The following is a 26,491-nucleotide window of genomic DNA, read 5'->3' as shown; positions in this document are numbered from 1 at the left end:
AGGCGGTTGCCTACTTCTTTATCAGGCTGTAGAGAAAAATTTCTCCGCCACCTGGAAAAAATAACCTTGCACAGGCAAGGTTATTTTTTCGTTTCTGCTTGAAAACGTTTATAGTATGTCGATGCTGTTGCAAAGTTAATTTCTATATCACGAATCAACGATGAATCTTCTTCTTTAGCTAATTTCTGTAATTTTTTCATCGCTTGTTCCGATTCATTCAAGAAACCAACATATACCTCATGTTCTTGCTCTTTCGACTTCGGAACACGAATTTCTTTTCGTATATGATCAATATCTTCTAACATGCTCGTTGTTACCTTTTGCACATCTTCTTTATATGTAGCCTTCGTTATTTCCTTACCGCCTTTTTCCTTTGCCACTTCAAATAGCTGTAACGCGTTATTAATTTCCTTATTCATTTTCATATCGTATTTTTCATGTACTGCACGGTATTCTTTCATCTCTTCGGTTTGTTCTGTAGATTGCTCTACCTTTTCTTTCGGTTCTTTCGTATCTTTATTTCCATTACACCCTGCTAGAAGGAGCATACTTCCCATTACAGCAATACCCAAAACCTTCTTCATCTCTTCTTCTCCTTTTATCTACAACTACTACTCATTATAGTTTCTTTTATCTCCACTTGTTATTATACCGAGAACATCCTACTTTTTACACTTAAGACGACATCGTAACATATATACCAACATGTTTGTCACAGTATCGTCACTTTATACAAATAACTTTTGCATTGCTTTACTACATCACCTTACAAAACTGTAAGCACATATAAAGAACAAACCATGCTAGACTTACATATGCATAACGCAAACATATGTAAGTTTTTAAGGAGAATCATCTATGTACAACACAATGCCTTTTATGGGAGAAGATATTCGTGTCCTTATTCGCGAAAAATCACTTCATATCGAAAATACAGAGAGCCTTCGCCGCGTATTAAAAAAGAAACACGCTCCATTTAAGTTAGCCCAATATTTAAAACAACAACATACAAATCAATTTCATACCGTGCTAAATATATCAGATAAATCATTAACAATCGAAATCATTGGTCATGTCTACATTGGAAACTTCGCAGATATCTTAAAAGAAATCCCACGTATACCGAAAATTGCTCCTATTATCGTTAAAAAAGCGTATAAAATTACCGACCATACCGATATTATCGACTGCGGGGAAAAAGAAGTCGATAGTAATCGCTGGGTGTGGGATAACCTTGCTGTTTTATATGATACGATCATGAATAATATGTATGAGGTATTTCAAAGAAATGAAAAAAAGAACTGATTCAAATATTTCCTTTGAATCAGTTCTTTTTTGTTAAGCCTCTAAATTTTGTCTTTGTTGCAGTTCAAACTGCTTCTCACTTATTCTGGCCATAAACAAATAACATAACACCGCACCAATTTCACAAAGAGCTATTACAATCCCCATCGGTAATGCGGTGTTGCTTCCGCCAATACCTACTAACGGTGCAACAAGTGCTCCTGAAATAAATTGTAATAAACCTAATAGAGCCGATGCTGTTCCTGCAGCTTGTTTCTGATTTCTCATCGCTAACGAGAATCCAGTTGTTGATACAACCCCGACACTTGATACGACAAGGAATAACGAACATAAAACACCAATTAAACCTATTCCTAGTACGATTGTCAGTAATAAAGATAAACCACCAACAGCTGCAATAATAATACCAGCAACAAATAATGTCTTCTCATTCACTTTCCCCGCTAAACGACCTGTTACCTGACTAGCAATAATAATACCGATACCGTTGATTGCAAAAAACAAACTAAATTGCTGTGGTGATGCTCCGTATATGTTCTGCAGCACAAATGGTGAGCCCGAAATGTATGCAAACATTGCCGCCGTTACTAGCCCTTGAGACAATGCATATCCCATAAACAGACGATCCTTTAATAGTTTTCCGTACGTCGCCAACGTCCCTGACAGCCCACCTGTTTCTCTCTCTTCAGGAGGTAATGTTTCACGTAATACGAAAGTAGCTGATATTAACATGAATACACTAATTCCTCCAAGAACGATGAAGACACCGCGCCATGTTGTAAACTGTAGCAATTGTCCTCCAATAATCGGTGCCAAAATAGGCGCCGCTCCGTTTACTAACATGAGCAGCGAGAAAAACTTCGTCATTTCAGAACCTGAATACATGTCACGTACCATTGCACGTGATATAACAATCCCAGCCGATCCTGAAGCTCCTTGTAAGAAGCGTAATAACACTAAAGTCCAAATAGATGGCGCAATAGCACAAAGTAAAGAAGAAGCAACATAAATAATAAGAGCAATAATAAGAGGTTTGCGCCTTCCGTAAATATCACTAATTGAACCGACAAATAATTGCCCTACTGAAAGTCCAAGTAAGCAAGCTGTTAAGGTAAGCTGTGCAAGGGATGCACCTGTCTGTAAATCATCCGTTAATTTCGGTAAAGAAGGCAAATACATATCAATAGATAATGGCCCAATCGCCGTAAGTGTCCCTAGTACAAGAATCATCCATAACCTATTTGTCTTTACAGGTTTATATATTTCTTGATTAACTCCATTCACTTTTTCTGTTCACCCTTTCCTATACACACTAAATCGTAACAATTATAGTTACAACATAAACATACGTCAAGTATAGCGCATTTTCCTGTTTTATACTGTAAAAAAAAAAGCGATAAAATTTCTATCGCTTTACTTTTTCAAATTGCTATTTGCAAATTTAGATACGGAAGACATCGCCTCTCCTGTATCTAAATATGTGATTTGAATTGGATCTCCCACTTCTGTAAACATAGCATATGGGAATTTTTTCACAGGTATCATAAATACTTTTTGTTCATTTTCTAACAGTACGTACACAATTGTATTTTCACCTGATTTTTCTTTATATACACGTTGTACAACGCCTTCTTTTTGTGCCTCTTTACCATTTGAAGTTGGTCTAAATGAATCTCCACTTCCGCTCAGCGCATTTTTATAATTCTCAAGCGCTTCTTTTTGCGTCGAACCTGTTGCAAATATTTTTGCATTAGAAGCATAGATAACTGTATGAGCACGTACTAATCCTCCGTCATCAATAACAGGTACAATCCAAGAAGGTTTACCGTACACGTTATAAATAACCGGCATCGTTCCATGCCATTTCTCTCTCTTAAAGGAATTATCCACTACTTCCGAAGCAGCTGAACCATCCATAATTCCCTTCACTTCTTTTCCGTTATAGTAATATAACTTACCTGTACGCGCATCAATAAGCGAGTAACCTAACGCAGAATCTACTCCTTCTTTCGGAGAGGTGAAATCAGTAAAGTAATATAACGTTCCATCCTTACCGAAGATTGGTGTAACTCCTTCTTTCGTTCCCCACTCAGTCGGGATCTTCATATCAGTTTGTGAGAATTTTGTATTCCAAAATCCGTGAATATATTTACCGAAATACGTATTTAATGTAGATGCGGTCTCGTGATTTAATACGCCATCAACAAACTTAGGTGCCTTTCCTTTATCGTATCTTTTCACTTCACCTGTTTGTGCGTCTACTACTACAACGCCCTCTACTTCAAATCCAGATCTTCCTGAAATAAATTCACCATACGTCATTGTATAATACGGTTTCCCTTTATCATCCACTTCAAATTTAGGTTTCCCTTTAAAGATTAGATTTGGTTCTGCTTTCCTTACAACACGCTCTAAATTATTCCCAAAGAACATACTTGGCACATATTTCATTTTATAACCAAGGTGCAGTTTCGCTTCCGCATCCGGGTTCGTACCTGACATCGTTACGTATCCTGGAATGGTCTCTGCTTTACGTGCTTTAAAAAAGCCTGAAACTTCAATTGGTGCTACATATAAAGCCTCGCCATTTACCATTTGTGGCGTTAATTCTCCTAGCTCAAAATAAGCTACTTTCGGAATATCTCCAAATACTTTTTTCATCTTATTTTCCGCTGTCTTTGGCGGCACTGTAAACGGCTGATCATTTTCAGTAAATGGCTCTGAAATATCTTTCTCTACCTTTACAACAGAGTCATATTTCGTTTGCGAGATTACTATATCGTGCAAATAACCAAAATAGCCGTAACTTGCGAGTAAAACAAACATTAGAAGCCCTTTTAACGTACCTTCTAATTTCCCTATTTGATTTTGTGAAAATAAAACAAGCCCAATTAAAATTGCTACTGCGACAGAATAATGAGTAAGAATTGAATCTGCTCGATCATCAATTAGCCAAAAATATTCATAGATTGCAATACCTATCCAAAATAAAACTGGAATAACTAAAATGGATGATTTCTTACCCTTTACAACCTTCTCATCTCCTTTCTTATCCACTGCTCGAAGCTTACTACCGCTTCTTCTCGTCCATGGAATCAAAAACAAAGTGAGAATAGCTAAAATTAAAAATTTCATCAAAGGCAATGTCCCCTTTTCTTTTGTCTTCCCTTTTAGTATAACAAATAAAGGGTATTCAGGTAAAAATGGGAATGGTTATATTTTTTTACTACTTAATACAACTCCGCTTACTACATATAAGATAGATGCAATATAAAAAATCGTACCAATCGTAAAGAAATCTACTAAATATCCCGTTGCAATAATTGCTACTGCTCCTCCAATTGATGTCCAAACATGATATTTTCCAATCTCATAACCAGCATTTTCTTGCACAACCTTTCGCGCTAACGATGTCTTCTCTGTATTACGTTGCACAGCTCCTAAAATACCCATTAAAATTTGAAGAATATATACATGCCATACTTCTGTTGCAATGGGGAAACAAAGCATTAACACAGCCATAGACCAGGCGTATATAATTAATAACTTTCTGTCACCAACTCTATCAGATATTCTTCCAACTAACGGATATACTAGAGCTGAAGTTAAGGCAAATAAGCCATACGCCCAGCCAAACTGCGAGAAGCTATTTCCAACATTCCGAAGCAATAGAATGTAAAAAGGAAATACCATACTTCCCGCCATCATAATAATACTTTGTGACGCCACAAACCTTTTATATGTCATTTCGTATACTCCCTATAAAATAAATTCACAAATCTCTCTTTTGGATCCGTTTCTTTTTTCTTCTGAAGAAATTCTTCTATACGAGGATATGCTCTCTTTAACTGCTCTTTCGTTGGATAAGAATAATACGGTAAATAATAACTACCGTTATGCTTTAACGTAACATCAATCATTTTCTGAATAACATTCTCTGTTTTCTTTATCTCATGTTCAGAACGCCCTTGATTAATTAAAAGAACCAGTGCAAACATATCATCTTTCGCATAAGATAAAACTGCATTTTCATTTTTTTCCACGTAACGAATCGTAATATTAAGCAAATTCAGCTCTTCTTCAGTTAATGTGTTACGTAAATCATCTATGTATTTTGTGAAAGAATCTACGGGCACAAAGTATTCTTGCAACACTTCTGTCCTATTCGGATTTTCATATTCCATAAAAGCACTATCTGACCTCATAACATTATTTCGCGTTTCGTACTTACCATTTGTACGTTCAAAATAACTTCTTTGTATATCCCAAAACGTGTTCTTTCCCCAATCGCTATAACGCGATAACCCAAGCAAAAATTTCGGTGCAGCTATAATATTTTCTTCCTTTAATTCACTGTATTCTTCCCTCATATTTTGATTTTGCGCCAATGTATAATCTGTCACATACATCTCTTTTAAAAATGAGTTTGGAGCAACAGAAATACGCGCTAAATGCATACGTATATCCTCATCCCTTCGCACTTTATTCTTAAAATATGAAGAGTATTCCTTATAATCTAGTACCTTCGTATGCGTTTCATACAATTCATCGTTTGTTAACTTTAGTGTTACATCTAGAATCACACCAAACAATCCGTATCCCCCAATTACATACGGAAACAAATCAGCATTTTCTTCTCTACTTACATTACGCACTGTACCATCTGCCATTAACAATCTAAATGACTCTACTGTATCAATCAATGCTTCATGACGAATATCACGTCCATGTACATTTACACTTAATGAACCACCAACAGTAAAAATATTTTGAGACTGCATCACTTGAACCGCAAGACCGTACGGATTAATTTTCTTTTGAATGTCATTCCATGTAACACCACTTTGCACTCTAATCCTCTTCTCCGCCGGATTAAACTCTAATATTTCATTGTACCCTTTCATATCAAGCATCGTACCGTTCGGATAATATGTCTGTCCGCCTTGGCTATGTTGCATACCAGCAATAGAAATTTTCTCCCCAGAAACATTTGCATCTTGCACTAATTTTATTAACGAGTGCTCATCCGTAGCACTTTCAACACGTTTTATCTTTGTCGGAAGCAATTTACCTACATCACTCATCATGGGATGATCAAGTTGTTTTTTATATGTATGTACAGACGTTGCAAACAAAACAGTATATGCTACAATGACCATCGCTATCTTTCTTTTTCTCAAACGACACTCTCCTCTTCTACAATTTTCCCTCTTCATATTGTACATATTTTCCTAAGAAGAAAGTATAAAAAAAGAGGGCACCTTATTTTAGGTCCCCCTCATCAAAACTGTTACTTTGCTGCTGGCAATTGTATTGGATCAAACTTTTCGTACGACGTATATTTTGCATTCGTAATAATGTGTGCTTTATCCTTGCCATTACTACTCATAATCATGTCTATCTTTGCTGATTCATATTTAAAATCTTTTGTAATGATATATTCTGCATCCACTTCTTCTATCTTCGCATTTTGTGCTTGTAACATTTTCTTCTGCGTTTCATCCATGCTAGTTAACATACTTTCTGTTTCTTGCCCTTTTAATGTAAATTTCAGTTTATATTTATCTCCGCTTTTCTCCATCTTCATTTTATCTAAAACTACTTCTGGTACTTCTAACTTATCTATAATATCTTGAGTCGCCTTCATTCCACCAGCGTTTAATTGCTCCTCTGGCACGGTTATAACTTCTCCTGTATTAGGTTTTTTCACCTCACCAGCAACTTTACCATCCACAGTATACACTACAACATCTGTACCAGAAATATTCATTTCAGAACGAGAATTCTTTGTCTTTGGCTCTAATTGCATCTTAGCCTTTAATATATCAATCTCTGTTCCTTCAGCTTTTATCCCTACATCATATGTCATCGTTACATGTTCTTCATTTTTAAAAGCTTCGTTCGTTTTCTTGAAAACATCCTTCGCTGCTAATTCCTTTTCTTTTTGCACGGCTTCTTTTTTCGGTTCATCCGTCTTTGCTGTTTTCTCATTACTACACCCTACCCCTAGACTGATTGCAAGTACTAAACTTGAAACAAAAATAATTTTTTTCATAATGTCGCCCCCTTTCCCAAAATAATATCACCTCTTTTCCTATGAAATCTATATAATTTTCAATCTATATTTGCTATATAGCGACATGTTTAATGAAGACTTTAAATATGATGTAAATAACAATAATTCATTTCAGGAGGTCATTATGAAGGCGATCATTTGCACAAAGTATGGACCGCCTAACGTTCTTCAACTTCAAAATATAGAGAAACCTACTCCTAAAAAGAACGAAGTATTAATTAAAATTCACGCAACAAGTGTATCAACTGGAGATTGTAGAATACGCGGTTTTAATAGTCCCCTCTTATTTTGGATTCCTATGCGTATTATATTAGGTTTCAGAAAACCGAGAAACCCTATACTTGGTGTAGAATTATCTGGAGAAATTGAGGAAATTGGATTAGATGTAACTCAATTTAAAAAAGGGGATCAAGTTTTTTCATTAACAGAACTAAATCTTGGTGGTTATGCCGAATACACATGCGTGCATGAAAGTGGATTAATAACATTAAAGCCTACCAATGTGACGTATGAAGAAGCAGCGGTTATTCCTTTTGGTGGAACTTCAGCGTTACATTTTCTGAGAAAGGGCCGGATTAAAAAAGGGCAACAAGTTCTCATATATGGTGCCTCTGGATCAGTAGGAACAGCTGCTGTACAACTTGCTAAATATTTCGGTGCGACTGTTACGGCTGTTTGTAGTAATTCAAATTTTGAACTCGTTCAATCTTTAGGAGCTGATAAAGTAATTGATTATACGGAAGAAGATTTTACTAAGCGGCGCGAGCACTACGATATTATCTTTGATGCAGTTGGGAAGTATAAAAAATCCCTTTGTACAAATACATTAACACCTAATGGAAAATATATATCTGTTAATGGAATGATGGCAAAAGTAAGTAAAGAGGATATGATTCTACTAAAAAAACTAACTGAAACAGAACATTTAAAACCTGTTATTGATAGAACCTACCGATTAGAAGAAATTGCTGAAGCTCATATGTATGTGGAAATGGGACATAAAAAGGGGAACGTTTCGATTACCTTAAAATAAAATATATTCAGAAAATAACATTGACAATTCTTTTTGTAAGATTTACTATTAGTACCATATTAAAAAACTACATACACATACTCTTATCAAGAGTGGCGGAGGGACTGGCCCGATGATGCCCGGCAACCGAGCTTATAACGTATAAGCTAAGGTGCTAATTCCTGCAAAACGAGTTTTCGTTTTGGAAGATAAGAGGGGAACCTATTTTGTCTATTCGGCACCTCTCTTATTTTTGAGAGGTGCTTTTTATTTTGGAACGTATATGGAGGGGGAATTATAGATGAAGAAAGTATTATTAAGCATTGTAAGCGGGGCAGTACTATTATTAGGCGCATGTAGCGCAGGTTCAGATAAAGAGGCGAAGGCGTTAGATGAGAAAAAGATTACTGTCGGTGTAACTGGGGGGCCACATGAACAAATTTTTGAAAAGGTAAAAGAAGTGGCAGCAAAAGACGGACTCGAAATTGATGTAAAAGTATTTAATGATTATGTAGCACCGAACGTATCTTTAGATGAAAAAAGCCTTGATGTAAATAGCTATCAAACGAAATCATATTTAGACACATTTAAATCTGAACGTAATATGAAATTAACAGAAGTATTCTCAACAGTAACATTCCCTATGGGCATATATTCTAAAGGCATAAAAGATGTAAAAGACTTAAAAGATGGCGATGCGATCGCTGTACCAAATGATCCAACGAATGAACTTCGAGCTTTAAAATTATTTGAAAAAGCTGGAGTTTTAAAAGTTGATCCAAAGGCTACAGAAAAAGCGACTGCAAAAGATGTAATTAAAAATCCAAAAAATTTAAAGATTGTTGAATTAGAAGCATCTCAATTACCGACTCAGCTAAGTGAAGTAAAAGCAGCTGCAATTAATACAAACTTTGCATTAGGTGCAAAATTGAACCCTGCGAAAGATTCTATCTTCCGCGAAGGAAAAGATTCACCATATGTGAACTGGGTCGTTGTTCGTACTGAAAATAAAGATGATGCTGTTGTAAATAAATTAAAGAAAGCTTATCAATCTAAAGAAGTAAAAGAATTTATCGAGAAAAAATTTGATGGTTCTGCTTTACCATCTTGGTAGGAGCTGACGATAATGATTGAATTAAAAAATGTATCCAAAGTATTTACAACAAAAAAAGGGAATGTGGAAGCTCTTAAGTCTACTTCCCTTCAAGTAAAAAAGGGTGAAGTATTTGGAATCATTGGCTATAGTGGCGCTGGTAAAAGTACATTAATTCGATGTGTCAATTTATTAGAAAAACCAACGACAGGAAATATCATTGTAAACGACCAAGACTTAACAACTTTATCAACAAAAGAACTAGCAAAAGCACGACAAAAAATCGGGATGATTTTTCAAGGATTCAATTTACTTAAAACAGTGACTGTTTATGAAAATATCGCATTACCGTTACGTCTTGCTGGCATTCCAAAAGTAGAAATTGAAAAAAGAGTAGAAAAGTATTTACGTATTGTCGATCTTTTCAACCGAAAAGATGCCTATCCGAGTGAACTTTCTGGTGGCCAGAAACAACGTGTTGCCATTGCACGTGCACTATCACATGAACCGGAAGTGTTATTAAGCGACGAAGCAACGAGCGCTTTAGATCCAGAAACAACGGATTCTATTCTTGACCTATTATTAAAGATTAATGAAGAAATCGGGATCACAATTTTATTAATTACACATGAAATGAATGTCATCCAGCGTATATGTGACCAAGTTGCTGTTATGGAACATGGAGCAGTAGTGGAAAGCGGGACTGTGAAGGACATATTCACAAACCCACAACATGCAACAACGAAGAAATTTGTAAATAGTGCATTTGCAGCGAAGATTCCAGAAGAAGTACAAAAAGAACTTCAAACTACTGGTGAAATTGTAACTCTTTCTTTTATAGGAAATTCTTCAGGAGAACCAGCATTAGCTGTCGCTACAAAACGATTCCAAGTATATCCGAATATTTTATCCGGCAATATTACTCAATTAAAACATGAAGCTTACGGGAAACTTGTCATTCATATGCAAGGGGAACAAAATGAAATCAACCGTGCTTTATCATTTTTACAAGAACAAGGAATCATCGTAGAAGGAGGTAGAACGGATTATGGAAAACAAGTCCTTTTTGGATGAATGGGGTAAAGTCATATGGGAAGCAACTATTCAAACATTTCAAATGACATCCATTTCACTATTCATCTCTATCCTTATTGCACTACCACTTGGCGTCACACTTGTTTTAACAAGACCTGGTGGGCAACACGAAAATAAAATTATTTATCCAATCCTTAATACAATTATTAATATCATTCGCTCTCTTCCATTCATCATTCTACTATTCTTTATTTTACCTTTTACAAAGTTTCTAATGGGAACGTCCATTGGTGTTCAAGGTGTCATCGTACCGCTTGTCGTCTTCACTGCTCCCTATATCGCAAGATTGATGGAGACAGCATTATTAGAAGTCGATCGTGGTGTTATTGAAGCTTACCAAGCAATGGGCATTTCTACTATAAAAATCATTTGGCACGTTATGGTGAAAGAAGCTCGTCCCTCCCTTGTACTTGGGTTAACAATCGCAACAATTGGCTTAATTGGCGCAACAGCAATGGCTGGGCTTGTAGGTGCTGGTGGTCTTGGTGATTTAGCATATCGATTCGGACATTTACGCTACGAACCGGAAGTAATGTATGCAACCGTCTTTATTTTAATTATCCTCGTTCAAGGGCTACAGTCTTTAGGGAATGGTGTTGCACGAAGATTGAAGAAAGATTAAAAAGAAGGTATCTCACCAAGGTGAGATACCTTCTTTTTATCCCTCTTTAACAGGCAGTAAGACCCCACCCCAAAATTCAGCAGAAGCAAAGAAGTTAGGTGGGGAATCAACTGCCCGTAAAAGNNACTAATAATCAGTGGGGATGCCCCCCACTGATTAAAGTTTCACTTTATCTTTTAAATCCACCTTCTGAATGAATAACTTGTCCCGTAATCCATTCTGCTTCTTCACTTACTAAAAACGTAATGAGTCTTGCTGCGTCCCTCGGCTCACCAATTCTACCAAAAGGAAACATCGGCTTTAATCCTTGCTTTATCTCTTCAGTCATCCAGCCTGTACTAGTTGGACCTGGATTAATTGCATTCACTGTTATACCTAGGTGGGCGACTTCAGCTGACAACGAACTCGTAAGGGCATCAATAGCTCCCTTCGTTGTTGCATACGCTAGCTCTCCAACCATAGGCCCTTGAAATTGTCCCGACGTCATATTCACAATTCTACCACCAGATTTCTTATCAAATCCTCTTGCAAATTGACTACTTAACAATGTAGTCGCACGAACATTTACCAGGTAGTGCTTATCTAATTCTTCAGCAGTCAAATTAGAGAATTCATTATTTGTAGAATACGCTGCATTATTAATTAATATATGAGGGTAGCCTAGTTGTTCAGTAACTTTATTTATAAGCTCTTTCGGTGCATCATTCTGAGTTAAATCTAACTCCATACTCGATACTTTAACACCGTTTTTTAGTAACTCTTCTTTTAATTGTGTTTGTTCACTTTGATCAACGCCCCAAGGCATCTCTTTATCGTACGCTGTCCAATACGTAAAAAATATATCGTATCCTGCTCCAGCTAATTCTTTACAAATCGCTGCGCCTATACCATCTAGGCGACTTACACCTGTCACAACTGCTACTTTATTTTTTAATTGATTCATTATATACTCCCCCAATTTTAAAGGACGCATATTTTATATAAGAGATATAAAATTCCCTACACATTATCCTTACAAAAGGGATGTACAAGCCAAATATGCAGTCCTTGAATGATTTATAGATAGCTAAATAAACTCTCACTTATGAGAGAAAAATTTATGTATCTAGTTTCTAATCATTACAAGCTCATCCACATATTAAGTCCTTGTCCCCTTTCCATATATCTCTATTTCTATCATACCAATATGATGTAATATTTCAAATGATAAAAAATAAAAGTCGATATTCCATGCCGACACTCTACTAATTTTAATATATTACAATAACTAAATAATTAAAATACTCAGAAAAACACTGGTAAATACTGGCTTACTTTCTTATAATAAAACGTGGGGCTAATGTGAGAGTTTAGTTTTACACAAATAGGGGGAAGAAACATGTCAAAAAAATTACTTTCTTTATTTTCTACAGTAATCGTAGCAGCTCTTGTAATAACTGGCTGTGGTCAAAGCGATACGACAAATAAAGAACAAAAAGAAAATGCAACAAAAGAAAGCAAAACAGAAAAAACGGATACAACGAAAGAAAGTAAAACGGAGGATAAAAAATCCGAAGGTAAAAAAGCTGAAGATAAAAAGCCTGAAAATACAGCTACTACCTCAAGCGATTACTCTAAGCTGATTTCCTATATGGAAAAAGAAACCGGTGGTAAAACAAAAGTTCTTTTTGAAAATAAGGAACCACAAGTGTATAAAGCTGAAGATGTTTCAGTATCAATGAATAGTTATACATTAGTTGAGTTGAATGGATTCCATACGGACTTTAACATTCCGTTTAACCGTCAAACAGAGGGCGGAGTTATTCTTGCGAACTACAGCGTAAAAAATAGTTCAGCTAAAGATATTTATTATATGCCAGCATTGGACATGTCATTTACTGGTGCACAGAAAGTATATAGTAATTATAAAGATTTAATCCCAAAAGAAGATCAGTTACCAACTAAGCTTGCCCCAACAAATGATTACTTAGTAAAAGCAGGCGAAACTATTTCTGGTTATATCGCATATCCATTCGGAAAAGATGATTTAGCGAAAATTTCAAGTCTCTCAACAGTCTCAGTCACAGTCCCAACTGCACAAGCAAATAAAGGAAAATTTGATGCTCCAATCGGAAGCCCTGGAAGCTTTTCATTAAGTTTAAACAAACAAGGTGCTGAAAAGGTTGCAACAGATAAAACTTTCTACCAAGATAAAGCTACAGCTAATAACATGGGCGATAAAAAAATGTTAAAAGAGAAATCAAGTATTAATAACAGCCAAGAATTAGGCGCTGTTAACGTTACATTAGACGGATACCAATTTACTCAATTCACACCAAATTCCGTCGAAGCTCCACGCTTTGCGAATTTCAAAAATGGTATTGTTCTATTAACAGTGAAATTCAAGCTTGATAACAAAGATGCTCAAGACGTTTCATTATCTCCTATAAGCTCTACATTGAGAGTGAATGATGGTACACAATATACAATTAATGAAGGTATGCTATTAAATTACGACTATAATGCTGCTGTTAAAACTGGAACATCTGGAGAGTTACTACAAGTCTATATATTAGATCAAGAGCAGTATGAAAAGATTTGGAAAGACAAAAGCTTTGAAATTGAGTTAGGACCTATGAGAAATAAAGAAGCAAAAGATATTTCACAAGGTAAAAAAGTTAAATTTGCATTACCGAAATAGATTACTAAATATATAATAGAAAAGGCATATAACATAGGATTGTTATATGCCTTTTTTATTTGTATAAAAACACCATTTTTGTTCACACTTTATCCATTGTGAATTTTTTCACAATGGATATATAATAAACTTGTAAATACAATATTGGAGGGATTTCAATGGTTATCAAATTTTTAAGAACTGATAAACGTGCTGCTTTCATATTATTATTTTTACGACTTTACATAGGATATACATGGCTCGCTGCTGGGATAGGCAAAGTCTTCGGACAATCCTTTGACGCAAGTGGTTTTCTAAAGGGCGCTATCGCTCAGGCGTCAGGTGACCACCCTGCAGTACAAAGTTGGTGGGCAGATTTCCTTCAACATTTTGTTCTTCCAAACGCAGACCTATTTAGCTTTTTAGTTCAATGGGGAGAAATTTTAGTAGGTCTAGGTTTGATTTTAGGCGGATTAACAAAAACAGCTGCATTTTTCGGAATCATAATGAATCTTTCATTTTTATTAAGCGGAACTGTTAGTGTAAACCCAAACCTGCTTATTTTGACTATGTTCATTTTAGTTGCAGGACAGAACGCTGGACGTATTGGATTAGATGGTTATGTTTTCCCAAAACTTTTCCGTAAAAACAACCACGGAACATATAAATTAAGTAAAACTGCGTAGTAGCGGTTTACTTTTAAACTATAAATAAGAAAAAGAGCCTACATATTAGGCTCTTTTTTGTTTACTCCAAATTTAAACTCTTAACGAACCGCGAAATCCTCTAGCAGCATAATATGAATCTGCTCCATTGTGGTACACAAAAACGTGTCCAAAGCGATAATCGCAAAATAGAGCACCACCGAGTTCTCGAATATCTGAAGGCGTTTGTACCCAGCTTGATGATTTCATATCGAACTCCCCAAGTTGTTGCAACTCTCGATATTGTTCTTCCGTTAATAATTCAATGCCCATGGCAGTTGCTACATCAATAACGTTATTTTCTGGTTTATGTTTTTTTCTTGCCTCTAATGCTGCAAGATCATAGCAAAGACTTCTGCGGCCTTTAGGACTCTCCTTTGAACAATCATAGAAAGTATACTCATCCTTCTCTTCATCATAACCAACAACATCCGGCTCGCCGCCAGTTACTTCCATTTCATGAATTGACCATAATTTTTCATTATTAGCAGCTAGCTTTGCTTCAACCTTAGCCCATTCAAGACCTTCATGGCGGTTCATATTTCTCTCAAAACGAGCTTGTAATACTTTTAATAGTTCTTCACGTTGCTCTACAGATAACTCATTCTTATTCGCTGTCATATTAGTCCTCCGAATTACGTTTCCTTATAATCATAATGGTTTGCATGCAGTTTACAACAATTTGACCCAATTGTACACTGAAAAACCCCTATGCGTATATCCATTATATAGTACTAAAATCTCTCATGCTTTCTCCAAGAATATAGTGTGAAAACCACATCAAGTTCTGCTTCATAATAGCTACTCTCATTCCTGGCTGATTCGAACTATATGCCATTCCTTTAAATATAATTAATTCTGTATCAACTTCCATATCTCTTAATCCTTCATATAGCTCATATGCATTTGTAGTTGGAATTCTTACATCCTTTTCCCCATGTTGAATTAACGTAGGCGTACAGGCTGATTTAATATATGTCATTGGTGATGTTTTCTTATATATCTCTGGATCATTCCATGGAGTATTTCCTAAATACATGCTAATAAAGTAAGGGATATCTGTATTTACATAATGGGTACTCCAGTTCGTGATCCCGCCCCCAACTGAAATAGCTTTAAATCTACTGCTATATGTAGAACAGAAAGCTGATATATATCCTCCGTTACTCCATCCCATAACTCCTACTCTATCTTTATCTACAATCCCTTTTTCAACTAGTTCATCCACTCCAGATATAACATCATCATAATCAGCAAATCCTTGTTTTCTATAGTTTGCTTTTAAAAATTCATTACCATAACCAGAACTTCCTCTATAGTTTGGCTCTAAAACGATAAAGCCTTTTTCAACAAACTGTTCAATCGGATATTTCTCATTGAAGCAGTCTGAAAATATCGGAAAGGAAGCCCAATTCTGACCACCATGCATTACTACTAATAAGGGATATTTTTTATTTGCCTCAAACTCTACTGGGTTTGATAAAACACCTTCTATTTCAAGACCATCACTACTTCTCCATGAGATGATTTCTCTGTTACTTTTAAGCCTGCCTTCGAAAAAGCTATTTTCATTCGTTATTTTTTTATCATCCAAATAAATTTCAAAGGTTTCATTTGTTATAGCCTTATTATAAGTTATATGATTTCCATCCCTTGTTATAGAGGCATCCATTATAAACCCATCTACTGTTTCACTTAACATTTCCACAGTGCCATCTTCAGACAACAATCCAATACGGTAATTCGTTTTATCCTGCCATCTCATTAAAATCCCTTTAGCCGTCCACTGTAATGGCATAACCGTACTATCAAAATCTGTTAAAGGTACAATTCGTTCTCCAGTATTCAGATCATATATCTCTAATGTTCTATCTTCTATATGTTTCTTATAATAATCTTTCTCCTTTATGCTTGCTGAATAACATATTTTGCTGCCCTCAGGAGAAAAGCAAACACTCCCGCCTAACAACTTATCTATACTCATCTTTTGCAGTTCCCTAGCTTCAACATCTAATATGTATAGATCACCATTCATATGATCGTTTAGGCTTGGTGTAGCCATACATACAACCTTTTTCCCATCATTTGAAATATCAAAGTTATGTATATAAAAACCCTTACCGTCCGTTAGTTGATAAACACCGTTAATCTCGCGTTCCTCTTTATCATTTTGTATCACTTTTTCTATCTCAATGTAGTATAAACAATTATTCCGATGTTCCTTACGTTTCTTTATTTCCGCACATTCTTTCGACTGTGCAACATAATAAAAACCTTTGCCAGTAGGATCCCATTTGAATGTACTAATTCCTTCTTCCTCATCAGTCATTTGAACCTCACTACAACCATCTATTGATTTAACAAAGATCTGATTTGTATTAGCTCCTTTACCGCCCGGACTAAGGTATGCAATAGTCTTAGAATCTGGAGACCATAATGGATGCGTACTATCTATACCTCCAGTTGTTAGTGGGTAACTCTGCTCTTTATCCTTTTCATATATCCATACATGATTTCTATATGTATTATCTTTCCAATCAGCTGACTTCTTTACAAATGCTACGTTTTTGCCATCATCACTTATGTTTGTACTTGATAAGGTCGGTAATGAAATAATCTCTTCTATACTTAAATATGTTTTTGCCTTCATTTTCATTAATAAGCCCCCTTGTAATGACCATGAATCTATCTTATCTTCTCTTCGTAATAAAGAAAATTGTTCACACATACTTAAAATGATAGTGGAAAATTCAGATAAATAAAAGCAAATCTGATAAAGCAAACTTTAATTAATAGGATTCTGTCTACCTATCAGTTTTAGGTGTTCTTTTTCGGCACAAAAATACCCCTTTAGATAACATATCTAAAGGGGTACGAATTTATAAATTTATTTTAAAGCTTTTTTATTAACCTACTAATCTCCTACTCAACCGTAACAGACTTAGCTAAGTTACGTGGCTTATCAACATCACACTCGCGGTGAAGTGCTGCGTAGTATGAGATAAGTTGTAATGGAATAACTGCTACTAGCGGTGCTAGCGCTTCGTGTACAGCTGGTAATACGAAGCTGTCACCTTCCATTTCTAAACCTTTCATTGAGATGATACATGGGTTAGCTCCGCGTGCTACTACTTCTTTCACGTTACCACGAATTCCAAGGTTTACGTGCTCTTGTGTAGCAAGTGCGATAACTGGTGTACCATTTTCGATTAAAGCGATTGTACCGTGTTTTAATTCTCCTCCAGCAAATCCTTCTGCTTGGATGTAAGAGATTTCTTTTAGCTTTAACGCTCCTTCTAATCCTACGTAGAAGTCTACGCTACGTCCGATGAAGAAACAGTTGCGCGTTGTTGCTAAAAATTGTTTTGCTAATGCGTCCATTTCTTCTTTTTGATCACAAAGTTGTACCATTGCATTTGCTACAAGTCCTAATTCGTGTGTTAAATCGAAATCAAGAACTTCACCTTTCGCTTTAGCAATATCCGCTGCTAAAATTGAAAGTACTGCAAGCTGTGCTGTGTAAGCTTTCGTTGATGCAACTGCGATTTCCGGCCCCGCGTATAACGGAAGTGTATAATCAGCTTCACGAGAAAGCGTAGAACCAGGTACGTTTGTAATTGTTAATGCTTTATGACCCATTTCATTTGTTTGTACAAGTACTGCACGGCTATCAGCTGTTTCACCACTTTGTGAAATGTAAATGAAGAATGGTCTTTCTGTTAATAATGGCATGTTATAAGAGAATTCACTTGCTACATGCACTTCAACTGGCATTTTTGCAAATTTCTCGATAAATTGTTTTCCAACAAGACCTGCATGATAACTTGTTCCGCATGCAATGATGTAAATACGATCGCTATCTAAAATTGCATTGCGAATGTCTTGATCTAATTCAATCTCGCCATTTTCATCTTGATACTTTTGAATTATATTACGGATTACAAGTGGTTGCTCATCGATTTCTTTAAGCATGAAATGAGGGTATGTTCCTTTTTCAATATCACTTGCGTCTAATTCCGCTGTAAACGGTGCACGTTCAATCGTTTCACCCTGTAAGTTTTTAATTGTAATACTTTCTTTCGTTACAATTACAATTTCTTTATCCATTAATTCAATAAATTGATCTGTAACTTGTAACATCGCCATAGCGTCGCTCGCCACAACATTAAAGTTGTCACCAACACCTACTAATAGCGGGCTTTTGTTTTTAGCAACATAAATCATGTTTGGATTTTCAGCATCAAGTAATCCGATTGCATAAGAACCATGTAAAAGAGATAACGTATTACGGAACGCTTCTTCTACACTTAATCCTGTGCTCACTTGTTGTTCCATAAGCTGTACGATAACCTCTGTATCTGTTTCACTTACGAACGTTACATCTTGTAAATATTCCTTTTTCACTAATTCATAGTTTTCAATTACACCGTTATGAACTAATGTAAAGCGTTTTGATGTACTTTGATGCGGATGCGCGTTTACTTTGCTTGGAACACCATGTGTAGCCCAGCGTGTGTGACCGATTCCCACGCTTGCTGCTACGTTCTCATCTACGATTTCGCGAAGTTTTGCAATACGACCTTTTTCTTTGTATACAACAACACCGTTCTCTGCTTGTACTGCAATACCTGCTGAATCATATCCACGATATTCTAGCTTTTCTAAACCTTTTAATAAAATTTCCTTTGCATCTTGCTCTCCAATAAATCCTACGATTCCACACATGTTTAGTCGCCGTTACAAATGCTTACACTGCTCTGCGAACATGTAACGACATAGTCCGATACCATTTTTATTTATACTAAAAAACGGATTACATATTGCTAGCCCTGTAAGCTTGTAACGGCTTTCACCTTCCTCTCGATTGGGTTTAAGTCCGTATATACTTATACAGCTAGTTTGTATCCGTTCCTTTTCTCTCATCACACTTTCACCTTTGTCCACTAAGTCACCTTAATGATTTAAGTAAAAGCTTGCGGTTGTGATGAACAACCGGGAGTCATCCGCCGAAATCTCGATAAACCCCACCTCGTCAACTACACTGCTTGTAGTTCTGGCGCTTTTATAATTTACAATATTTCCTTTGAGAAAAAGAACAAGACCATCTTATAACAAACTTGGATAAACCGTCAATGAAAATTTTTTCATTGTCTATAAAACATATGAAAAAGGAGCACTTCTTGTGCTCCTTTTCAATACATTTATCGAATTATTCAGCGCCAACTTCAGCTTTTACAACTTCTACAATGCGATGTACATATGCGTCACAAACTTCTTGTGTTGGTGCTTCTGCCATTACACGAATAAGTGGCTCTGTTCCAGATGGACGGACAAGAATGCGGCCATCACCGTTCATTTCTTCCTCTACAACACGAATAATTCCTTTAATTTTTTCATTTTCTAATGCTAGTTTTTTATCCGTTACACGAACGTTTACTAGTAATTGTGGGAATTTTGTCATTTCCCCTGCAAGCTCAGATAATGGTTTTTTCGTCATTTTCATGATGTTTACAAGTTGAAGTGCACTTAACATTCCATCACCAGTTGTAATGTAATCAAGTAAGATAATGTGACCTGATTGTTCTCCGCCCAGATTATATCCACCACGCTTCATCTCTTCCATTACGTAGCGATCACCAACTGCTGTTTTATCACTTGTAATACCGTTAGCTTCAAGTGCTTTATAGAAACCTAAGTTACTCATAACTGTTGAAACAACTGTATTGTGCTTTAGTTGACCAGTTTCTTTCATATACTTTGCACAAATAAACATAATTTGATCGCCATCAACGATGTTTCCTTTTTCATCTACAGCGATTAAACGGTCACCATCACCATCAAAAGCAAGACCGATATCAGCACCTTTTTCTTTTACTAATTTAGCTAATACTTCTGGATGTGTAGAACCTACTCCATCGTTAATGTTCATACCGTTTGGTGAAGTTCCCATTGTTGAAATATCAGCTTCTAAATCAGCAAATAAGTACGGGGCTAAAGAAGACGTAGCACCATGCGCACAATCTAAAGCGATATGTAAACCAGAGAAATCTTCCTCTACCGTTTGTTTAATATATTGTAAATACTTTTGTCCACCTTCAAAATAATCACTCACTTGTCCAAGGTTAGTACCTGTTGGACGTGGTAATTCATCAACTTCTTTGTCTAATAAAGCTTCGATTTCTGCTTCTTGCTCATCTGTTAATTTAAAACCGTCTGAACCGAAGAATTTAATTCCGTTATCTTGTACTGGATTATGAGATGCAGAAATCATAACACCTGCTTGTGCATCCAATGCTTTTGTTAAATAAGCAACACCTGGTGTAGAAATAACACCAAGACGCATTACTTCTGCTCCAGTTGATAATAGACCTGCTACTAAAGCGCCTTCTAACATATGTCCTGATATACGTGTGTCACGGCCGATAATTACTTTTGGACGATCTGTATCTTTTGTTAATACATAACCACCAAAACGTCCAATTTTGAACGCTAATTCAGGTGTTAACTCCTTATTCGCAACCCCGCGTACTCCATCTGTACCAAAATATTTACCCATTATGATTCGCTCCTTTTTCTGGCTCTTTTTGATTATCTACTGTTGGCTCTTGATTAGTTTCTTTTTCTTGTTCTTTATTTTGTTCCTGTTCCTTTTCTTGGTCAGGCTTAGGTTCAGGCTCAGGATTTTTTGGTTTTTCAGTTTGATTATCTTGGTTATTATTTGAACCTGGTTTTTCAACATTACCTTGTACTTCTTTATCTGGGTTTTCTTTCTTCACAATTGTGACTCTAGCACTTTTTTGTTTCGGCTCTATTGAAATATTACCAGGGCCGCTCACTTGAATAGAAACATCTTTTGTCCCCGGAGATACATTTTGCAGATTAATCGCTGCTGTTATTTGAGCAGCTGTTATTTTATCTACTATACTTGTTTCTCCTGAAATTTCAACGCTTATCTTCCCATCTTGTGGCGAAAGTAGCTGAGCAGTAACATCTTTAGAAAGTCCATTTTTTTGAATTGATATACCATCAATTGTTCTTGTTTTCGTTTGTTTTGTTTTTTGCACGCCTACTGAAACCTTCACTTGATTCGGTTTCGCACTTGTTACACCTTTTGGCAATAAAACAGAGGTATCGAATGTTATAGACTCTGTCAATTGACTAAGATCTACTTCGACCCCCTCTATCGATTGTATATTATCCAATACATCTTTTGGACCTGCTATCGTTACTTCTCGCGGCTCAACGCTAATATTTGTAACGGCCAATCCTTCTGGCAAACTCCCCTTTTTCGTATACGTTACAGGAACAGTTTTTTCCGTATTATTGGCCGTAGCTTGCGTCGCCACATTTAACGTTACACTAATTTTAGATGGACTCGTTCTTACATTTAAACGTTTTCCTTCTTTATTGTATAGTGTAACTTCAGCTGTTTTGGTAACAGTTTTATTAACACCTTTTAAATCAATATACGCCTTAGCAGATGAAATACTTTCAATTTCTTCTTTCGTTCCAACTACCTCAACCGTATCAGGTTTAATATTTGATTTTTCAAGAGTAGCACCCGCTGGCATTTGATCCTCATTTGATAATTTTAAATCTACATGAACATATTTTCTCGCTTTTTCATGAAGAGTAATTTTAATTGTTGACGGCTGAACTGTTCCTTTCACATCATCTGGAAGCCCGTTCGTTTTCAAAGAAACTTCATACGTTCCTTTTTCGCTATCTCTCAAATCAACTGGTATATCAAATTGTTTCTTCGCCTTTGCTGTAGCAACTGCTGCTTTTGGGCCTTCTAACTTTACTTTGACGCCCTCTGCCGGAATACCACTTACAATATATTTCTCTTCATCATACTTAAGGTTAATAGCATAATTAGTTAATGTTTCTTTCGCATCATTTGCAAAAGGTAGTATCCCTGATGTCGTATTTTTTTCAGTTAAAGTCGCTGACATAAAAAGCATACACGCCAATAGTAGTGAGATCCCCTTTAGAAACCAATGATTCTCCATTAACTTATCCATGACGCTTTCTCCTCCAATTCCATAAAGACGAAGAAGTCGTTTTTTCGTTCGAACTAAATTCAGTTAACAACATATCTTTCAGTTGTTCTGGCTTCAAATCACGATGTAACTTACCATTTTTCGTTAGGGAAATTTGGCCTGTTTCTTCCGACACAACTACTGTAATACTATCAGTAACTTCACTAACTCCCATTGCAGCGCGATGCCTAGTTCCTAACTCCTTAGAGATAAATGGACTCTCCGATAATGGAAGATAACAAGCTGCTGCTTTAATAGTGCTTCCTTGCATAATTACTGCTCCATCGTGAAGAGGTGTGTTTGGAATGAAAATATTAATGAGTAATTCCGATGATACGTTTGCATTTAGCGGAATACCCGTTTCCACATAATCACCCATACCAGTCTCTTTTGACAAAGTAATTAATGCACCAATTCTACGTTTTCCCATATATTCCGTCGCTTTTGCTATCGCTGTTGCAACGATTTCAGGTTCATCATCCTCATGAGTTCCAGTGCGCGAAAATAAACTCCCACGTCCTAGCTGCTCAAGTGCTCTTCGCAATTCTGGCTGAAAAATAATAATAACGGCTAAAAATCCCCACGTTAATACTTGCTCAGTCAGCCAATATAACGTTCGCAATTCAAGGAAAATACTGATCATCCGAACGACAATAATAACTGTAATCCCTTTTAAAAGTTGAACAGCTTTCGTCCCTCGGATTATGAGAATTAGCTTATATATAATAAACCATACAACGGCAATATCTAATGCCGTACTAAGATATTTCAAAATGGTCGTATCTTCAAAAGGCATGCTAACCCTTCCTCCTACTTACGAGCAATTCTATCCATATATTGAAATATTGTTTTATGCTCTATCTGTATGTATTTCCAACAACTAGTTAATTATACCATACATGAAACAAACAACAATTACAAACAACCTCCTTTAATCTAAATTGGTAAGATGTCAAACATTCTTATCGTACAGTACAGTATAATATAAATCATTATTATACGCCTATTTTCAAATAAAAAAAGCAACTTCTCAGTTGCTTTTCTTACATTTATTTTAGTTTTTCACCGAATAAAGAACCCATTAAAGCAACCGCTGTTGTTGCTGTTCTATTTCGCTCATCTAAAATCGTATTTACCTCAACAAACTCAGCAGATGTAACAATATCAGCTTCCGCTAACATTTCCATTGCTAAGTGGCTTTCACGATAAGATAAACCACCAATTACAGGTGTTCCAACTCCTGGTGCATCGTGAGGATCAAGGCCATCTAAATCTAATGATAAATGTACACCATCAGTATGAGATAAATAAGCAATTGTTTCTTCCATAACAGCCGTCATACCCATACGATCAATCTCGTGCATTGAGAATACTTTAATGCCTTCATTACGAATAAAGTCTTTTTCTCCCTCATCTAGTGCACGTGCACCGATAATTACAACGTTTTCTTTTTTCACCTTTGGATATGCCCCGTATAAATCTACAAGCGCGGGATGTCCATACCCTAAACTTGCAGCAAGTGACATACCGTGAATATTTCCAGATGGTGAAGTTTCCTCTGTATTTAAATCACCATGTGCATCATACCAAATAACACCTAAGTTTTTATAATGTTTTGCAACACCAGCTAATGTACCAATAGCGATACTATGGTCGCCACCTAATACAAGTGGAAAACGTCCTTCTTCTATAATATGATCCACCTTACTTGCTAATTCGTTACATACAGTTGCAACTTGTGTAAGGTTTCTTAAGCTTGTATTTACATCTACTTCTTTTTCTCTCTCTATACATATATCTCCCATATCTTTAACGTCATATCCAATTCCTTCAATTCTTTCAATTACACCTGCATAACGGATTGCGCTCGGCCCCATATCAACTCCACGACGCATTTGTCCTAAGTCCATTGGAACTCCAATAACTGAGATTTCTTTTTTCATAGATAGTATCCCCCTTTTGTGCCTTCACTAAATATTTTAAATCTTTTATATAGTCTGACTCAACTCGACATTTTTCTGTATGGATATACAAATTATTCACTTATATTTGCTTTAAAATCCAAATGTTAAGACTATTCTATGTATAAAGTTAACTTAATGAAACAACTACCATCATTATTATTAGATAATAATAAAAAACACTCCTGCATTTAGAAGTGTTTTTCCGATGCTATTTTCCACACTGATGCAATATTCTTTGCTGTCATTTCAACATTCTCTTCTGCTACTTTATATGCCTCTTCTAATGTCATCGGACTCGCTGTAATACTAAATACTGCATCAATTCCTTTTTCATGAACAGCCGGATAATTCGGAGATACAGATCCTCCAATAGCAATAACAGGAATATAAAAACGCTTTGCACGCTCCGCAACACCTACAGGGGCCTTTCCATATGCTGTTTGTTCATCTATTCTACCTTCACCAGTTATAATTAAATCTGCTCCTTCTATATGCTTATCAAAATTTGTATAATCTAATACAATTTCAATTCCTCTCCGCAAGTTTCCCCTTAACACTGCAATAACAGCTGCTCCCATTCCTCCTGCAGCTCCTGCACCAGACATTTGAGATACGTCACAAGATAAGAACTGTTTAAGAATATACGCATAATGCTTTAAATTCTCATCCAGCTCTTTCATCATCTCTGCATCCGCACCCTTTTGCCGTCCAAATACGAAAGATGCTCCTCTTATTCCAACTAACGGATTATCTACATCACATGCTGCTTCTATCTTTATATGCGCTAAACGGGAATCCATTTGGGAAAAATCAATAGCGACAATAGAATGTAACGTCCCTCCAGATGGATCTATGACTTCCCCTTCTCCATCTATAAATCTGACTCCTAAAACCGACAACATACCCGCTCCACCATCATTTGTAGCACTTCCTCCAAGTCCTAAAATAATGTGCTCAGCTCCTTCGTCTAGCGCATGTAGTATAAGTTCTCCTGTTCCTTTCGTCGTTGTAATAAGTGGGTTTCGTTTTTCTACCGGAACATGTTGTAATCCTGATGCTGCTGCCATTTCAATAAACGCTGTCTTTTTATCTTTAGACATACCATAAAAGGCTTGTACACTCTCTCTAAGCGGCCCTGTCACATGAAGTGATATAATTCCCCCTCCTGTAGCATCAACAAGGGAATCAACCGTTCCTTCCCCTCCATCTCCAATCGGTATCTTTACATATTCTGCATTAGGGAAAATTGCCCCAAAACCTCTTTCTATAGCTTCACATACTTCTATAGCTTTTAAGCTTTCTTTATATGAATCAGATGCAATAACAACTTTCACAATTATCCCCCACCCTTTACTCTTATGTTTTCTTCATTTTAAACGACAAGTATGAAGGTTGTCTTTTCAAACACAAAAAAAGCTTACATCATATGATGTAAGCTTTTCTATTAGATGGAGCCTAGCGGGATCGAACCGCTGACCTCCTGCGTGCAAGGCAGGCGCTCTCCCAGCTGAGCTAAGGCCCCTTAGTAATTAAGCGGAAGACGGGATTCGAACCCGCGACCCCAACCTTGGCAAGGTTGTATTCTACCACTGAACTACTTCCGCGAAAATGGTGAGCCATGAAGGACTCGAACCTTCGACCCTCTGATTAAAAGTCAGATGCTCTACCAACTGAGCTAATGGCTCGTAAATGGCTGGGCTAGCTGGATTCGAACCAGCGCATGACGGAGTCAAAGTCCGTTGCCTTACCGCTTGGCTATAGCCCATTAATATTTACTAGTATGGTTATCTTTTCAAAAAAATAAACCCTCTCAGGTTATTTTAAAGAAAATGGTGGAGGGGGGCAGATTCGAACTGCCGAACCCGAAGGAGCGGATTTACAGTCCGCCGCGTTTAGCCACTTCGCTACCCCTCCGACAT

General features: G+C 36.4%; 23 protein-coding genes, 5 tRNA genes and 1 riboswitch. Of the genes, 7 read left to right on the top strand and 21 right to left on the bottom strand.

Going from position 1 to position 26,491, the window contains the following annotated elements; translation table 11 throughout:
- Positions 1–80: 80 nt before the first annotated feature.
- Positions 81–584 carry a hypothetical protein gene (locus COL05_RS15020; RefSeq protein WP_098669200.1) on the bottom strand — a complete coding sequence of 168 codons (504 nt, stop codon included), beginning with the start codon at positions 582–584 and terminating at the stop codon, positions 81–83.
- A gap of 274 nt (positions 585–858) precedes the next feature.
- On the opposite strand from COL05_RS15020, the gene COL05_RS15015 reads away from it, so the two are divergent.
- Complete coding sequence (locus COL05_RS15015; RefSeq protein WP_098669199.1) at positions 859–1,305, top strand: hypothetical protein; 447 nt, start codon at positions 859–861, stop codon at positions 1,303–1,305.
- Positions 1,306–1,338: 33 nt separating this feature from the next.
- Here the strand turns inward: COL05_RS15015 and COL05_RS15010 are convergent, their stop codons facing one another.
- The 5 genes from COL05_RS15010 to COL05_RS14990 form a co-directional block, all read right to left on the bottom strand.
- On the bottom strand, positions 1,339–2,589 hold the full coding sequence (locus COL05_RS15010) for a multidrug effflux MFS transporter (RefSeq protein ID WP_098669198.1): 1,251 nt from the start codon (positions 2,587–2,589) through the stop codon (positions 1,339–1,341).
- A gap of 129 nt (positions 2,590–2,718) precedes the next feature.
- On the bottom strand, positions 2,719–4,440 hold the full coding sequence (locus tag COL05_RS15005) for a DUF3981 domain-containing protein (RefSeq protein ID WP_098669197.1): 1,722 nt from the start codon (positions 4,438–4,440) through the stop codon (positions 2,719–2,721).
- 78 nt (positions 4,441–4,518) lie between these two features.
- Positions 4,519–5,052: an MFS transporter gene (locus COL05_RS15000; RefSeq protein WP_098669196.1), complete on the bottom strand. Its 534-nt coding sequence runs from the start codon at positions 5,050–5,052 to the stop codon at positions 4,519–4,521.
- Positions 5,049–6,485, bottom strand: coding sequence for an FAD-binding oxidoreductase (locus tag COL05_RS14995; RefSeq protein ID WP_142337510.1), 1,437 nt, complete (start codon positions 6,483–6,485; stop codon positions 5,049–5,051). The genes COL05_RS15000 and COL05_RS14995 overlap by 4 nt, the downstream gene beginning before the upstream one ends.
- A gap of 110 nt (positions 6,486–6,595) precedes the next feature.
- Positions 6,596–7,360, bottom strand: a complete 765-nt coding sequence (locus COL05_RS14990; RefSeq protein WP_098669195.1) for a DUF6612 family protein — start codon at positions 7,358–7,360, stop codon at positions 6,596–6,598.
- A 145-nt stretch (positions 7,361–7,505) separates the two neighbouring features.
- Here COL05_RS14990 and COL05_RS14985 point away from each other — a divergent pair, with 145 nt between their 5' ends.
- From COL05_RS14985 to COL05_RS14970, 4 genes are all read left to right on the top strand, one after another.
- Positions 7,506–8,414 carry an NAD(P)-dependent alcohol dehydrogenase gene (locus COL05_RS14985; RefSeq protein WP_098669194.1) on the top strand — a complete coding sequence of 303 codons (909 nt, stop codon included), beginning with the start codon at positions 7,506–7,508 and terminating at the stop codon, positions 8,412–8,414.
- Between the two features lie 80 nt (positions 8,415–8,494).
- Positions 8,495–8,609: riboswitch (SAM riboswitch) on the top strand.
- A gap of 85 nt (positions 8,610–8,694) precedes the next feature.
- The gene (locus tag COL05_RS14980) at positions 8,695–9,507 is read left to right on the top strand and encodes a MetQ/NlpA family ABC transporter substrate-binding protein (RefSeq protein ID WP_098669193.1); all 813 of its coding nucleotides are present in this window, start codon (positions 8,695–8,697) and stop codon (positions 9,505–9,507) included.
- Between the two features lie 12 nt (positions 9,508–9,519).
- Positions 9,520–10,560, top strand: a complete 1,041-nt coding sequence (locus COL05_RS14975) for a methionine ABC transporter ATP-binding protein (protein WP_098669192.1) — start codon at positions 9,520–9,522, stop codon at positions 10,558–10,560.
- Positions 10,535–11,203: a methionine ABC transporter permease gene (locus COL05_RS14970; protein WP_098669191.1), complete on the top strand. Its 669-nt coding sequence runs from the start codon at positions 10,535–10,537 to the stop codon at positions 11,201–11,203. The genes COL05_RS14975 and COL05_RS14970 overlap by 26 nt, the downstream gene beginning before the upstream one ends.
- 169 nt (positions 11,204–11,372) lie before the next feature.
- On the opposite strand, the gene COL05_RS14965 is transcribed toward COL05_RS14970, so the two are convergent.
- The gene (locus COL05_RS14965) at positions 11,373–12,176 is read right to left on the bottom strand and encodes an SDR family oxidoreductase (protein ID WP_098669190.1); all 804 of its coding nucleotides are present in this window, start codon (positions 12,174–12,176) and stop codon (positions 11,373–11,375) included.
- 405 nt (positions 12,177–12,581) lie between these two features.
- On the opposite strand from COL05_RS14965, the gene COL05_RS14960 reads away from it, so the two are divergent.
- Positions 12,582–13,883 (top strand): DUF5068 domain-containing protein, encoded by a 1,302-nt coding sequence (locus COL05_RS14960; RefSeq protein ID WP_098669189.1) that lies wholly within the window; start codon positions 12,582–12,584, stop codon positions 13,881–13,883.
- Positions 13,884–14,041: 158 nt separating this feature from the next.
- A complete protein-coding gene (locus COL05_RS14955; RefSeq protein ID WP_098669188.1) occupies positions 14,042–14,548 on the top strand; it encodes a DoxX family membrane protein in 507 nt (168 codons plus the stop codon).
- A 72-nt stretch (positions 14,549–14,620) separates the two neighbouring features.
- On the opposite strand, the gene COL05_RS14950 is transcribed toward COL05_RS14955, so the two are convergent.
- From COL05_RS14950 to COL05_RS14885, 14 genes are all read right to left on the bottom strand, one after another.
- The gene (locus COL05_RS14950) at positions 14,621–15,187 is read right to left on the bottom strand and encodes a DUF4256 domain-containing protein (RefSeq protein ID WP_098669187.1); all 567 of its coding nucleotides are present in this window, start codon (positions 15,185–15,187) and stop codon (positions 14,621–14,623) included.
- 103 nt (positions 15,188–15,290) lie between these two features.
- Positions 15,291–17,222: a S9 family peptidase gene (locus COL05_RS14945; RefSeq protein ID WP_098669186.1), complete on the bottom strand. Its 1,932-nt coding sequence runs from the start codon at positions 17,220–17,222 to the stop codon at positions 15,291–15,293.
- A gap of 266 nt (positions 17,223–17,488) precedes the next feature.
- Entirely contained in the window at positions 17,489–19,291 is a 1,803-nt protein-coding gene (glmS, locus tag COL05_RS14940) for a glutamine--fructose-6-phosphate transaminase (isomerizing) (protein ID WP_029439137.1), read from the bottom strand.
- Between the two features lie 12 nt (positions 19,292–19,303).
- Positions 19,304–19,489 carry a hypothetical protein gene (locus tag COL05_RS14935; RefSeq protein WP_001208183.1) on the bottom strand — a complete coding sequence of 62 codons (186 nt, stop codon included), beginning with the start codon at positions 19,487–19,489 and terminating at the stop codon, positions 19,304–19,306.
- A gap of 286 nt (positions 19,490–19,775) precedes the next feature.
- Positions 19,776–21,122: a phosphoglucosamine mutase gene (gene glmM / locus COL05_RS14930; protein ID WP_098669185.1), complete on the bottom strand. Its 1,347-nt coding sequence runs from the start codon at positions 21,120–21,122 to the stop codon at positions 19,776–19,778.
- On the bottom strand, positions 21,115–22,590 hold the full coding sequence (locus tag COL05_RS14925) for a CdaR family protein (RefSeq protein WP_098669184.1): 1,476 nt from the start codon (positions 22,588–22,590) through the stop codon (positions 21,115–21,117). Before COL05_RS14925 ends, glmM begins: the two co-directional genes overlap by 8 nt.
- A complete protein-coding gene (cdaA, locus tag COL05_RS14920) occupies positions 22,583–23,404 on the bottom strand; it encodes a diadenylate cyclase CdaA (RefSeq protein WP_098669183.1) in 822 nt (273 codons plus the stop codon). The genes COL05_RS14925 and cdaA overlap by 8 nt, the downstream gene beginning before the upstream one ends.
- 253 nt (positions 23,405–23,657) lie before the next feature.
- Complete coding sequence (gene rocF / locus COL05_RS14915; RefSeq protein ID WP_048528663.1) at positions 23,658–24,551, bottom strand: arginase; 894 nt, start codon at positions 24,549–24,551, stop codon at positions 23,658–23,660.
- 209 nt (positions 24,552–24,760) lie between these two features.
- Complete coding sequence (locus COL05_RS14910) at positions 24,761–25,906, bottom strand: glycerate kinase (protein WP_098669182.1); 1,146 nt, start codon at positions 25,904–25,906, stop codon at positions 24,761–24,763.
- 115 nt (positions 25,907–26,021) lie between these two features.
- Positions 26,022–26,094 (bottom strand) — tRNA-Ala (locus tag COL05_RS14905).
- 10 nt (positions 26,095–26,104) lie between these two features.
- Positions 26,105–26,176 (bottom strand) — tRNA-Gly (locus COL05_RS14900).
- A 5-nt stretch (positions 26,177–26,181) separates the two neighbouring features.
- Positions 26,182–26,257 (bottom strand) — tRNA-Lys (locus tag COL05_RS14895).
- A 5-nt stretch (positions 26,258–26,262) separates the two neighbouring features.
- A tRNA-Gln gene (locus tag COL05_RS14890) sits at positions 26,263–26,337 on the bottom strand.
- Between the two features lie 65 nt (positions 26,338–26,402).
- Positions 26,403–26,486 (bottom strand) — tRNA-Tyr (locus tag COL05_RS14885).
- Positions 26,487–26,491: the final 5 nt, after the last annotated feature.

This window comes from Bacillus sp. AFS059628, from assembly GCF_002571225.1.
In the GTDB taxonomy this organism is placed as follows: domain Bacteria; phylum Bacillota; class Bacilli; order Bacillales; family Bacillaceae_G; genus Bacillus_A.
This window is presented reverse-complemented; position numbering and strand designations above follow the sequence as displayed.

Coding starts and splice junctions, on each gene's coding strand:
- COL05_RS15020 (WP_098669200.1), bottom strand. CDS start 584: ATGAAGAAGGTTTTGGGTATTGCTGTAATGGGAAGTATGCTCCTTCTA.
- COL05_RS15015 (WP_098669199.1), top strand. CDS start 859: ATGTACAACACAATGCCTTTTATGGGAGAAGATATTCGTGTCCTTATT.
- COL05_RS15005 (WP_098669197.1), bottom strand. CDS start 4,440: ATGAAATTTTTAATTTTAGCTATTCTCACTTTGTTTTTGATTCCATGG.
- COL05_RS15000 (WP_098669196.1), bottom strand. CDS start 5,052: ATGACATATAAAAGGTTTGTGGCGTCACAAAGTATTATTATGATGGCG.
- COL05_RS14990 (WP_098669195.1), bottom strand. CDS start 7,360: ATGAAAAAAATTATTTTTGTTTCAAGTTTAGTACTTGCAATCAGTCTA.
- COL05_RS14985 (WP_098669194.1), top strand. CDS start 7,506: ATGAAGGCGATCATTTGCACAAAGTATGGACCGCCTAACGTTCTTCAA.
- COL05_RS14980 (WP_098669193.1), top strand. CDS start 8,695: ATGAAGAAAGTATTATTAAGCATTGTAAGCGGGGCAGTACTATTATTA.
- COL05_RS14975 (WP_098669192.1), top strand. CDS start 9,520: ATGATTGAATTAAAAAATGTATCCAAAGTATTTACAACAAAAAAAGGG.
- COL05_RS14970 (WP_098669191.1), top strand. CDS start 10,535: ATGGAAAACAAGTCCTTTTTGGATGAATGGGGTAAAGTCATATGGGAA.
- COL05_RS14965 (WP_098669190.1), bottom strand. CDS start 12,176: ATGCGTCCTTTAAAATTGGGGGAGTATATAATGAATCAATTAAAAAAT.
- COL05_RS14960 (WP_098669189.1), top strand. CDS start 12,582: ATGTCAAAAAAATTACTTTCTTTATTTTCTACAGTAATCGTAGCAGCT.
- COL05_RS14955 (WP_098669188.1), top strand. CDS start 14,042: ATGGTTATCAAATTTTTAAGAACTGATAAACGTGCTGCTTTCATATTA.
- COL05_RS14950 (WP_098669187.1), bottom strand. CDS start 15,187: ATGACAGCGAATAAGAATGAGTTATCTGTAGAGCAACGTGAAGAACTA.
- COL05_RS14945 (WP_098669186.1), bottom strand. CDS start 17,222: ATGAAAATGAAGGCAAAAACATATTTAAGTATAGAAGAGATTATTTCA.
- glmS (WP_029439137.1), bottom strand. CDS start 19,291: ATGTGTGGAATCGTAGGATTTATTGGAGAGCAAGATGCAAAGGAAATT.
- COL05_RS14935 (WP_001208183.1), bottom strand. CDS start 19,489: ATGAGAGAAAAGGAACGGATACAAACTAGCTGTATAAGTATATACGGA.
- glmM (WP_098669185.1), bottom strand. CDS start 21,122: ATGGGTAAATATTTTGGTACAGATGGAGTACGCGGGGTTGCGAATAAG.
- COL05_RS14925 (WP_098669184.1), bottom strand. CDS start 22,590: ATGGATAAGTTAATGGAGAATCATTGGTTTCTAAAGGGGATCTCACTA.
- cdaA (WP_098669183.1), bottom strand. CDS start 23,404: ATGCCTTTTGAAGATACGACCATTTTGAAATATCTTAGTACGGCATTA.
- rocF (WP_048528663.1), bottom strand. CDS start 24,551: ATGAAAAAAGAAATCTCAGTTATTGGAGTTCCAATGGACTTAGGACAA.